General features: G+C 36.7%; 7 protein-coding genes and 1 tRNA gene. 3 read left to right on the top strand and 5 right to left on the bottom strand.

Annotated features, from left to right (window positions below; translation table 11 throughout):
- Window positions 1–48: 48 nt before the first annotated feature.
- The 4 genes from XYLOR_RS10095 to XYLOR_RS10080 all read right to left on the bottom strand — a co-directional run bounded on the left by XYLOR_RS10095 (window position 49) and on the right by XYLOR_RS10080 (window position 7,177).
- On the bottom strand, window positions 49–2,157 hold the full coding sequence (locus tag XYLOR_RS10095) for a S46 family peptidase (protein WP_036879083.1): 2,109 nt from the start codon (window positions 2,155–2,157) through the stop codon (window positions 49–51).
- 17 nt (window positions 2,158–2,174) lie between these two features.
- Window positions 2,175–3,668 (bottom strand): lipopolysaccharide biosynthesis protein, encoded by a 1,494-nt coding sequence (locus XYLOR_RS10090; RefSeq protein ID WP_036879080.1) that lies wholly within the window; start codon window positions 3,666–3,668, stop codon window positions 2,175–2,177.
- Between the two features lie 34 nt (window positions 3,669–3,702).
- The gene (locus XYLOR_RS10085; protein WP_036879078.1) at window positions 3,703–4,938 is read right to left on the bottom strand and encodes a spore maturation protein; all 1,236 of its coding nucleotides are present in this window, start codon (window positions 4,936–4,938) and stop codon (window positions 3,703–3,705) included.
- Between the two features lie 121 nt (window positions 4,939–5,059).
- Window positions 5,060–7,177, bottom strand: a complete 2,118-nt coding sequence (locus tag XYLOR_RS10080) for a DUF4842 domain-containing protein (RefSeq protein ID WP_084608596.1) — start codon at window positions 7,175–7,177, stop codon at window positions 5,060–5,062.
- A gap of 250 nt (window positions 7,178–7,427) precedes the next feature.
- Here XYLOR_RS10080 and XYLOR_RS10075 point away from each other — a divergent pair, with 250 nt between their 5' ends.
- From XYLOR_RS10075 to XYLOR_RS10065, 3 genes are all read left to right on the top strand, one after another.
- Entirely contained in the window at window positions 7,428–8,723 is a 1,296-nt protein-coding gene (locus XYLOR_RS10075) for an LruC domain-containing protein (protein ID WP_036879072.1), read from the top strand.
- 287 nt (window positions 8,724–9,010) lie between these two features.
- The gene (locus tag XYLOR_RS10070; protein WP_036879070.1) at window positions 9,011–10,126 is read left to right on the top strand and encodes a LuxE/PaaK family acyltransferase; all 1,116 of its coding nucleotides are present in this window, start codon (window positions 9,011–9,013) and stop codon (window positions 10,124–10,126) included.
- Window positions 10,123–11,382 carry an acyl-CoA reductase gene (locus XYLOR_RS10065; RefSeq protein WP_036879068.1) on the top strand — a complete coding sequence of 420 codons (1,260 nt, stop codon included), beginning with the start codon at window positions 10,123–10,125 and terminating at the stop codon, window positions 11,380–11,382. The genes XYLOR_RS10070 and XYLOR_RS10065 overlap by 4 nt, the downstream gene beginning before the upstream one ends.
- A gap of 118 nt (window positions 11,383–11,500) precedes the next feature.
- Here XYLOR_RS10065 and XYLOR_RS10060 read toward each other — a convergent pair.
- A tRNA-Ile gene (locus XYLOR_RS10060) sits at window positions 11,501–11,574 on the bottom strand.
- Between the last annotated feature and the right edge of the window lie 124 nt (window positions 11,575–11,698).

Genomic DNA, 11,698 nt, shown 5'->3' with positions numbered 1-11,698 from the left:
AAATGTCCCAGCCTTTTTGGTTGGGACATTTTCTTATTAGTGTATTCTTTATTTCTTTATTTCATTTATAAGTCTGTCGGCATGTCCCCATTTGTCCATCATATACAGGACATAACGGATATCTACACATATAGTACGTGCCAACTTTTTGTCAAAGTGGATGTCACTGCTCAGCGCATCCCAGTTTCCGTCAAAGGCCAAACCAATAAGTTCTCCTTTGCCATTGAATACAGGACTACCACTGTTGCCACCTGTAATATCATTATTAGTGAGGAAGCATAGCTGCATTTTGTTGCTTGTTTTATCTTTATAATCCCCAAAGTCATTTGACTTTAGCATTGATTGTATTTGCTGTTCTGCAAAATAGTCTGGATTATCAGAACCTTTTTCCATCTTTTTAAGCACACTCTCTGCATCTGTGTAATATCCGGAGTTGTGGTTGCCCATATTATATCCACCTACCTGTCCGTAAGTTAAACGCATAGTGAAGTTCGCATCGCTGTAGTGAGGTAAATCCTGTTCCATACGTAATATTGCAGCGCATAGGTATCGTTCTTGATTGTCTATAGAATCATTGATACTAGCAATCTTGTTCTTTTCTGCACTTATATAATCATTAAGTTGGCAACCCATAATATATCCTGGGTCTTTCTTTGTACTTTTCTTATTGATATATATCTTTATGTTTTTCTTCATAATATTAGATTTGCTATAAAGAAAATCAACATATTTTGCATAGTCGCCTTTGAACTCATCCTTAATGGTATTGTATAGCTCAGGAAGATATTCCGGTCTGACCTGCTTGTCATAGTTCTGCAGTGTGGCTAAAAGCATCTCTTTATCAACATTTTCATCATAAGTATCTGTTATATCAGGATATACTATGAATTTCCTGTTGTCTTTGTTATTTAAAGCCTTTCTTTGACTCTGACTTACCTCATATGCTCTTGAAGCGAAATCTGCACCACGACGGAATGTTTCGACCCAAAATGTGAGAGCACGTTCGTGTTCGAATCGCTGAGAATACCAATTAGACATCTTGTCGAAATTAAGTATACCCTTAAGATAGCCAGTAGAGTCTACATATGCCTTTATTTTCTTCTCATAAGCTTGTTTCTGTGGAATAATCTCAAGACTGTCTATGCATTTGTTCATCCCGATGCTATTCTTCCAGTAGTTTGCACTATGGGCAAATTTTGAATCATATTTAATGCGTATAGCTTCATCAGCAACCATATATTTCTTCATAATGGCTTGCTTTATATCTCTGACCTGCACGCGAGGGGTATTATCTGCATCACGCATCTCTTTTATTCCATAAGAAGAAAGGTAACGCTCGGTACCTCCTGGATATCCCATAATCATGGCATAGTCGCCATCTTTGTATCCTTGTGTGGAAACGGGGGCCCAAACAGCGGGATGATAAGGAACATTGTCTTTACTATAAGCAGCAGGACCATTTGTTTTAGGGTCTGCATAGATACGGAACACGCTGAAATCGCAAGTTTGGCGTGGCCACATCCAGTTGTCTGTCTCGCCACCAAATTTGCCCATAGACTTAGTTGGTGCAAATACTAGGCGTAAGTCATGGAATGTCTGATATACTGTCATATAGTATTTGTTTCCTTCATAGAAAGGTTTTACCTCTGCATACATCGTAGAATCAGCCTTGCTCACAGAATCACTTAATACATTCTCAATAGAGTCTATAGCCTTTTCCTTCTCCATATTGCTCATCTTCTGAAAAGCCGGAGTGTTGATGCGGTCTGTAACATCCTTCTGCGAGATCATAAAACTTACGAACATTCCATCGTTTGGTAGTTCATCAGTCTGTGTCTTGGCACAAAATCCATTCAACATATAATCATTCTGTACTGTAGAATGACTGCGTATTGCTTCGAAACCACAGTGGTGGTTAGTAAAGACAAGTCCGTCGGGAGATACAACAACACCTGTGCAATATCCACTGAAATTAACTACAGCGTTTTTTAATGCATTATTGTTGTTGTATAATTGATCGTAAGGCATCTGGAGCCCTTCTGCTTTCATTTGCTCATACACAGCCTGTGGAAGGTTATAGAGGGTCCACATTCCCTCATCAGCCTTAGCCATAATTACAGCCATAAAGGCTAGAATTATAATTGATAATCTTTTCATATATATTAAAATAACCTTTAGTGTTTAAAGTATTTACCTACTACTGGAATTCCTGATAAAGGAAAGTCTTTCTTTACAATGTAGGTCGCGAAGATAAAAATAAGTACGGTATTTATACCAATAGCTCCTAAAGGAGCAAGGTACTTGTTAGAGAAATACATGCCAACATTTAATAGTATAGATAGTACTACATATTTCATCATTTCTGCAATAGGGTAGTTTATGCGATACATTTTCTGCCCAACAAAATATGATATTAGCATAGATGTTCCATAACCTGTTATTCCAGACCATGCACAAGCCATATATCCAAAACGTGGTACAAATATAATATTGCTTATTATCAGTACTGTACATCCTATTCCCGAGAAATAAGCTCCCCATATGGTTTTATCTATTAGCTTATACCAGAAAGAAAGGTTAAAGTATATGCCATACATTATTGTCCCAATCATTACAATAGGTACAACACGTAGACCTTCCCAATAGTCACGTCCTACAATATATTTAAGAATATGCATGTATCCTATTACCACAAGATAAGCAAAAAGGGTGAATATAACGAAATATTTCATTACTTTGGCATACGTTTCACGGTTGTCATTTTCATTAGCTTTGCCAAATACAAAAGGCTCGTAAGCATATCTGAATGCTTGGGTAATAAGGGCCATTATCATGGCTATCTTACTTGCAGCACCGTATATACCAAGTTGCATCTTCATGTCAGAACCCTTGTATATATATGGGAATAAAATTCTATCTGCAGTCTGGTTTAATATGCCAGCAATGCCAAGTATAAGTATAGGCCAGCTATAAGACATCATTCTCTTCATAAGAGCCTTGTCGAAAACGTATTTGAACCCCTTAAATTCTTTGTAGAAACAGAAAGTAATTGAACCTGTACAAACTAGATTTATGTAAAAGGCATATCCTGCACCTACTGTGGGATCGTAAATTTTGCCTATCAAATCGGGGTTAGACTTGTACAAGTCAGGTAAAATGATGAAGTACAATATATTTAGCAAGAGACTCATGAAAATGAAAAGCAATTTTAGTGTGGCAAACTTGATAGGACGTTTTTTGTATCTAAGATATACAAAGGGGACACATTGGAATGAATCCAAAGCGACAGTTATTGCCATTACCCAAATATATGAAGGATGGTCTGAGTACCCCATGAAACTTGCTATCTGTGGTAAGAAAAGGAATACCAGAGCTACAAAGAGTAATGAGGTAAAACCAACCGAAATTAATATTGTAGAGTAAACCCTTTCTGGATTCTCCTTAGATTTATTGGCATAGCGGAAGAAAGTGGTCTCCATACCATATGTAAGTATTACGAGAAGCAGTGCCGTGTAGGCATATAGGTTCGTTATAACACCGTAGCCGCCGCTAGCTGCTGATAGTTTCGCCGTGTGTATCGGCACAAGAAGATAACTAAGAAAACGTCCTACAATGCTCGACATACCATATATAGCGGTATCTTTAGCAAGTGACTTTAAGTTTGCCATATTTTTATTTTAATTATTTCAATACTAATATCTATTAACGTCCAAAAAACATATATGCGATGGATATAGCGGCAATGACTCCGGCAAGATCGGTTAATAGTCCACACGCAACAGCATGACGCGTGTAACGTACGTTGACACTTCCGAAATATACTGCTAAAATGTAAAACGTTGTATCTGTTGAACCCTGAAATATACAACTAAGTCGGCCTACAAAAGAGTCTGCTCCATAAGTTTTCATTGCATCTACCATCATGCCGCGCGCACCGCTTCCTGATAGAGGTTTCATTAGAGCTGTTGGTATTGCACCAACGAAATCTGTGTTTCCACCACATGCTTGTACACACCATTTTATACCGCCTGTAAGCATATCCATTGCTCCTGATGCACGGAATACTCCTATTCCTACAAGTATTGCAATAAGATAAGGTATTATTCTTACAGCTGTCGAAAATCCGTCTTTAGCACCTTCAATAAAAGCATCGTATACATTTATCTTTTTGCGTACACCTGCCAGAATGAAGGATACTATAATTGTCATAAGCAGTATGTTCGCTATCGTGGTACTCACAATGTTCATCTGGTCTTTATCCAATTGCCCGAATCCCCATATTATGCCGGCAACTAATAGGCATAGCCCTCCAAGAGTGCACAGCATAACCTTGTTAAAGAGATTGATACGCTGATAGATACTTGTAACTATGATGCCAGTAAGTGTTGAAAAAAATGTAGCAAGCAGAACAGGTATGAATATATCTGTAGGTTGAGCTGCACCCATCTGAGCACGGTATACCATTATACTTACAGGTATTATGGTAAGGCCTGATGTGTTGAGAACGAGGAACATAATCATAGGATTAGTCGCCGTATCTTTCTTTGGATTTAGCTCTTGTAACTGTTCCATAGCTTTCAGACCTAATGGAGTCGCTGCATTGTCAAGCCCTAGCATGTTGGCTGCGATGTTCATAAAAATTGAACCTGTAACAGGGTGACCTTTAGGAATGTCAGGGAATAGTTTGCAAAATACAGGACTTAAAATCCTTGCAAGCACATTTATTACGCCTCCCTTTTCACCTATCTTCATTATACCAAGCCACAGAGACAATACACCTGTAAGTCCTAAGGATATCTCGAATGCAGTCTTTGCTGAATCGAATGTCGAATTCATAATATCCGGGAAGACAGAAAAATCTCCCATAAAAATCAGTTTGACAAGCGCTATAACGAAAGCGATGACAAAAAAAGCGATCCAAATATAATTCAGTACCATATAACGTGCAAAGTTACAGCAAAGCTAGAAATAACCAAAAGAAAATGCATTATTTTTTCTTTTTTCATACAAAAAGAGGATATGCAAATGCATACCCTCTAGTGTTTTATAAGTTTATGAATTACTGAATACATTTTGAGACATCGTGTTGTGTAACCCAGTCTACTGTTTTATCTTTTACCCAATTAAGGAATTTTGGATAGGCGTTATCTATTGGTACTCGTTCTAGAGGCCAATCCCATTTACCGGCTATAACTATAGCCTGAGGAGCCATACCTGTTACTTTGTTAGTACTTATGTCATATGTAGAACTGGCACCATTCACTTTAATGCTGAATAAAGATGCATAGTCGCTATTAGTTAATGTAAAACCACTTGGTAATGGTATATCAGACTGGGATGCGATAACATTACCTCTTGTCGTAGTGTTAGTTATCTTGCCATCATTCTTTGTGAATAGCTTAGTAGTACCAAAGTATATGTCAATAGGCATTATACCTCCAGCTGCAACAAGGTCTACTTTCATCTTTTGTGACTGTGTATAAGGATATACGTATAATACAATATCATTAAAGTCGAAATCGTCTGTTGAACCTAAATCTTCAAAAGCTATAGTATATGCTGGGTCTGTTTTAGGTATATCTCCACCGTTGTTATTCGGGTTGTATCCTGACCCAGTGCAATCTCCTTTAGGAATGCTTATAGCGGATGTACTTTCAGAAGTAGTGTATTTTATATAATTGATTGTAGGATGATACCATGGATCCTTATTAAGTATACCTCTAACTTGTATCTGAGTTTCATCAAAAGTTCCATCGTAATAAAGATATCCTAAAGTTGAAAAAGCTCCAGCATTATTTTCTAAAATAGAACCTGTAAATTTAAAGACGGCTGCATTGCTAATTTCATTTGGGCCGTAGAATGATCCTCCGTTATCTATCCAGTCTCCTGCAGATATTACAGAGTGATCTCCTTCTATTATTATTCCGCCATTTCCTCCTCCTGTATAAATTCCTGTTGGACAATCAAGACGAGAATTATTGCATAAAATCAAATCGTATATGCCGGCAGCACTTATATTAGCATAACAGCAATTTATAAAATTGAAATTAGAAGCAGCAGTACCTTGCCCCGATGTATTATAGTATAACATAGATGTAGATAAAGCGGTGATATTTCCAAAATTTGTAAATGTACAATTCCCTCTAGCATCAAGGTACTTCATAGTCATTGTACCTTTGTTATATAATTGTGAGTTATTTCCGGCAACAGATAGTCCACCGTTATTTAAGGTCATAGTTCCTGAGTTGTAACAATCTGCTTCATCACCAGACCAATTCTCAATGTATATTGTTCCTGTCTTAGTTTCAATAGAACCTTTGTTCATGAAGTGAGCACCGCTATTGAAATGAGCATCTCCATCGAATATTATTTTTCCGCCTTCAGCTACTAGTATAATTTGATTATTTGAGAAGTTAATAGAATATGGCACTTCCCATGTACCATTTACAAGTATTACGCAGTTGCCATCTTTCGACTGGCTATAGTCTAGATTGGCTTTAACTGTTGCCCCGGCCGGAATTACATAATGTTTGCCGTCACCATAATAATAACTAAAAGGATAAGTATTATAATTGATTTTATCCATACTGAGCAAATTATAAGAAGGAATATTCGTCACGTCATAATAATTATTATTATAAATGGACGATGGTATAAATTTTGATTCACTTATCTGATAGGCTGTAGGATCTGTTGAAACACCACTGAAGTTAGATCGTGTAGCAGCTTTACTTTTAGATGAAAGGGTCTCACCTATTACACTATTTAGAATTCCATCTTTTATAGTATCTGATTTTACTATTTCTCTACCTTTTGAATCATATACACCAATATAATACATCTTAGAATTAGATCCCTCAAAAGCTGTAGAGAAGGTACTCCCTTCCGCAACATTTCCAGTTACTATTGTACTGTAGTTTTTGCTATACAAAGGATTCTTATCAAAGATACCAACAGTATAATTTGCATCGATTCCAAGCTTAACGGTTATGTTTGCAGTGTATTTGTTGATATTAATCCAATTTTGATCAGGTGCGATGTCACCGAATTTTGAAACAAAGTTGGCTTCAGATGCTTTTTTGTTGGCATTAGCATCATAAACATCTCCCATTGAGCAGCTAGTAACTAGTAATCCTAGAAATAGAAAAGGTAATATATATAAATTTCTCTTCTTCATTTACAATTATTTTATATAATTAATGGTTGTCACCTTATTAGTAAGGTATTCACAATTTATTTATAGTTAATCAATCCTTTTTGCAAATATATGAAAGAAAATATACTATTTGTGTTTAATTTAAGTTAATTACGATTAACAGTTCTAATTTATTCCAAAATACACGCTAATTTCTGACAAACGACAGCTCTATCTTGCATTTATGGAATTAAATTTATATATTTGCTGCAATATTATAATTAATATCAGCATGTGGCATAAATTTAGATTGTATATCTGTATTGCTTTTCTAACATTATTCTGTATTACATCTTGTACTAGAGAATATTTTGACGAGGACGCTTATAATAATATAGTTAAAGAGGCTTTCCCTGTAACAAATGTGGATGTTAATCATGACTGGCAGACAATAGAAACGTCTGATTTGAACGTTAATATTAATCAAACACCGGGTGCTACTTATACGATAAGAGTGTATGAACAGAATCCTGAAATCAATACTTCTGTTACGGTAATGGCTGAAGGCATTGCAAAGGATGGAAAAACATTTTCTACATCATTGATCCACCCTACAGTGGATAGCACTTTTTATGTAGCAAGAATAGATTCGGGTGGATATAGGGAAGTGAAAGCAGAGAAAGTAATTAATGGAAAAGTCTCTGCAAACTTTACGACATCTGATACATATAAATATAAGGAGTTTAATGATATATCTTATTTCAGTTGGCGCTATGTATTTGAAGATGCTTTCCCTCAACCTGGAGATTATGACTTTAATGATATGGTTATGACTGTAACGAGACAGGCAGACAGCAGAGATCCAACAATATTATACCTAACAGTAAGCCTTGATGCTCTTGGCAGTATGATGCCTATGGCAGCTGCAATACATATCAGTGGACTTAATCCGGCTTCTGTGGAATCGATAAGCTCATTTCAGAAGTTTCTGTTTTATAAATATTCAGGTGTAGACAAAGTTAAGGACGATGTTGACTACACTACAGGATTTAATGGGGATGTGGTTATACCTCTTTTCAATGATGCCCATTATGCCTTGAGTCGAGGTAATGATATAGTAAATGGCAGTCCTTCCTATTATTATTATAATACTGTGAAAGATGCATCAAGTCCTTATTATGCTTATAGTAAAACAGCAAATCCTGCAAGGGTTATTTACACAATAAAATGCAAATCTGCCGAAGCGGTCAATAATATAACTTCAAATACTATTGACGCATTCATAATAACCCAATATAATGGTTCATATTGGGAAACTCATGCGGCTCCTTATAAAAAATATGAAGTGTTGTATCGCTATTTGAATAGTAATTATCAGACAGCTTATACAGATAATTTCCCATGGGCATTAAAGGTTCCTGGCAACTTTAAGTATCCTACAGAGGGTACGCCTATTAGTAAAAATAGGAACGCGGTAAATTCTGGAGCATATTCTACGCCAAATCATTCTTTTGGAGAGTGGGCTACTAACGAGAATACGGCACAAGACTGGTATAGTTATCCCAATTCAAGTTATGTCTACGAATGAAAACATAAATAAAAGAAAAATGCTAAGCAGATTAATATCTTCTTAACATTTTCTTTTGCAAGTGGGCCATTAATGGTTTGAACGTGAGCAGCAATACACTGAAGATAAGTTTTTTATATTTCAGAAATCACGTACGAAAACCACTTGGACAAAGAAAAACTTTGCATTGATATTTATCATTACATGTTCTGATTACTTGTAATGCCCAAAAAGTTGGGAAACCTTGAGAATCTATATATTAGAGAGGCAATTTTGATTGCTAAATAATGACATAAAGAAAAATAACGATGGACCATATAAAGAAACTTTTCAATATAAAAGACCCATATCTATATGATGACAAGCTCTTTGTGCAAGCAATGAGGGAAAATGTTTGCTGGCATTACAACCAGAATAAAGATTACAGGAGAATTCTCGATTCCTTTTCATTTAAGCCGAATGATATAAAAAAAATCACTGATCTGGAAAATATTCCTTTTATTCCGACGCTTTATTTCAAACATCATTATCTTTTGTCGGGCAAGAAGAGGATCATTCAGATTAATGCTACATCCTCTGGAACTTCAGGTAGGAACAAGTCAATGATCTCGTTTGATTTTTATACTCTGAAACGTCTGTTTCGTATGGTGATCAGACTTTTCAAATACCATAAGATTCTTTCCTTCCGTTTTCAGAGATTTGTTATTTTCGGTTATGAACATACATTCCGTAATAATAAGGCTGTTGCTAAGAGTGCATGGGCATTTACGTTTACGTCGCCGGCAAAATCAAAGGATTATGCTATCAGGTATGTTGATGGTGAATACAAAGTTGATCTACCAAATATTGAGAGAAAACTCGTGAAATATGCTAAAGGCAGTACGCCTGTGAGGACACTCGGATTTCCTGCATATACCTATTTTCTTCTTGAACAGATGGATGAACATGGAATAAATGTGAAACTGCCTAAAGGTTCACTCATGACACTTGGGGGAGGGTGGAAACAGTTCACTGCCGAAAAGGTTTCGAAAGAAGATTTTTACAAACTAGCAAAAAAAGTGCTTGGGCTTGATAGCGAGAGTATCATAGAGTTCTTCGGGGCTGTGGAACATCCTATAATGTGGACGCAATGCGAGTGTCACCACTTTCATGTCCCAGCTTATGCAAGGGTGATTATCAGAGATGCAGATACTCTGGTTCCGCTTCCACATGGTCAGAAGGGATTGATAAATCTTCTTACTCCGGCATCAAAAAGTTGCCCTCTATCTTCAATCATGACGGATGATATAGGAATCATTCATGATGAAGAATGTCCGTGTGGAATCAAGACTCCATATCTTGAAATACTTGGACGTGTTGGCATTGACGATATAAAAACATGTGCCGAGGGCGCAACTGAACTACTAAAAAGTGATAAGAAATGATACTTTACCGTGGTGAAATAAAAAACAATAGCGAGCAGGAACAGCTCATTGCTGATTTATATCCACATCTCATCGAAACACTGGAAACTCAGAGGATAGATGTAGAGAAACTGATGAAAGCCTGCGACAGTCTCATGAGAAAAGCATTTAATCATGAGTATGATGAATATGCACTTCCGTTGCTTGAATTTGCCGGAGTATCGTATGAAAAATTCATCGAATATGCTGGAATGTTCTCGTATGAATCATTGAAGAAAAGAGTGGAAAGTGAGCTTGGAACTGATTTTAACAGGGAAAAAAATGTAAATGATAGTATCAGAAGATGCACTGCTCCATTGGGAACTCTTCTTCATATTGCGGCAGGAAATGCAGATATACTTCCTGCGTATTCGGTGATCGAAGGTCTGCTTGCTGGCAATATCAACCTTTTGAAACTTCCCACTGGAGATAGTGGACTTTCAATCAAACTTTTATCAGAAATAATAAAGGAATATCCTGAAATCAGAGATTTCGTCTATGTATTTGATGTGCCTTCGGTAGAGATCGGAACAATCAAGACTTTGGGAAGTTATGCTGATGGCATAGTTATTTGGGGTGGCGATGTAGCAGTGAAGGCTGTAAGAGAATTTGCTGCACCCAATCAGAAAATAATCATCTATGGCCATAAACTATCCTTCGCTTATGCAAATGGTGAAACGACCGACCAGATGCTTGGGGAACTAGCGAAAGACATATGTATTACTAATCAGCTCTTATGCTCATCATGTCAGGTGCTTTACTACGATACTGACGATATGGATGAACTTGTATCGTTTGCACGTCGTTTTCATGAAATTTTGCGTAAAACGAATAAAGCCTTAGGCAAGGCCCCGTTGTCAATGAGAGGAAAGAACAGAATAGAAATATATAATGATTTTCTTGAGGGAAAGAAAAATATCTTTACTGAGGATGGAGTATCGGTAATCGTGAAAGATGACTCAAAGCTTGAATTGTCAAAGCTTTTCCGCTCGGTTAATATAAAGAGGCTTCCGCACGAAATAATCATTTCAACTTTAAAACGTGAAAAATGTCATCTCCAGACTGTAGGGCTTCTGGTCCCAGACTCAGATGAAAGAAGAAACCTGGAAGATCTCTTTATTCGTGCAGGTATCACACGAATAACATACGGAAGCATGAGGGAACTAATTCCTGATGAAGCGCACGACGGCATGTTTCCACTGAGAGAATATACAAAAATAGTAGATGTCCTACGATAGGTGTTGGTAAAGTAAATCAGTTTTGCGTAAACATAGATATAAGCCTTCTGTTTTTTCCTGCTATTAGATAAGTCTTTGATAATAGACACAAAAAAGCAGCATCTCTGCTGCTTTCTTGTGGGCCATCAAGGGCTTGAACCTTGGACCTCCAGATTATGAGTCTGTTGCTCTAACCAACTGAGCTAAAAGCCCGGCTTAACCATCATCGATTAAGTTTGCGGGTGCAAAGATAAGGCGTTTTAATCAAATCTCCAAATAATTCTTGCAAAAAGAATCTAAAAATTTAATATAAACTTGTAATATATGGGTAATTTGC

The organism is Xylanibacter oryzae DSM 17970 (assembly GCF_000585355.1).
Classification (GTDB): Bacteria; Bacteroidota; Bacteroidia; order Bacteroidales; family Bacteroidaceae; genus Prevotella; species Prevotella oryzae.
The sequence above is the reverse complement of the archived record's forward strand: the minus strand, read 5'-3'. Positions and strand labels throughout refer to the sequence as shown.

Bases quoted from the DNA above. Each gene is read 5' to 3' on its own strand.
- XYLOR_RS10075 (WP_036879072.1), top strand. From the start codon at position 7,428: ATGTGGCATAAATTTAGATTGTATATCTGTATTGCTTTTCTAACATTA.
- XYLOR_RS10065 (WP_036879068.1), top strand. From the start codon at position 10,123: ATGATACTTTACCGTGGTGAAATAAAAAACAATAGCGAGCAGGAACAG.
- XYLOR_RS10085 (WP_036879078.1), bottom strand. From the start codon at position 4,938: ATGGTACTGAATTATATTTGGATCGCTTTTTTTGTCATCGCTTTCGTT.
- XYLOR_RS10095 (WP_036879083.1), bottom strand. From the start codon at position 2,157: ATGAAAAGATTATCAATTATAATTCTAGCCTTTATGGCTGTAATTATG.
- XYLOR_RS10070 (WP_036879070.1), top strand. From the start codon at position 9,011: ATGGACCATATAAAGAAACTTTTCAATATAAAAGACCCATATCTATAT.
- XYLOR_RS10080 (WP_084608596.1), bottom strand. From the start codon at position 7,177: ATGAAGAAGAGAAATTTATATATATTACCTTTTCTATTTCTAGGATTA.
- XYLOR_RS10090 (WP_036879080.1), bottom strand. From the start codon at position 3,668: ATGGCAAACTTAAAGTCACTTGCTAAAGATACCGCTATATATGGTATG.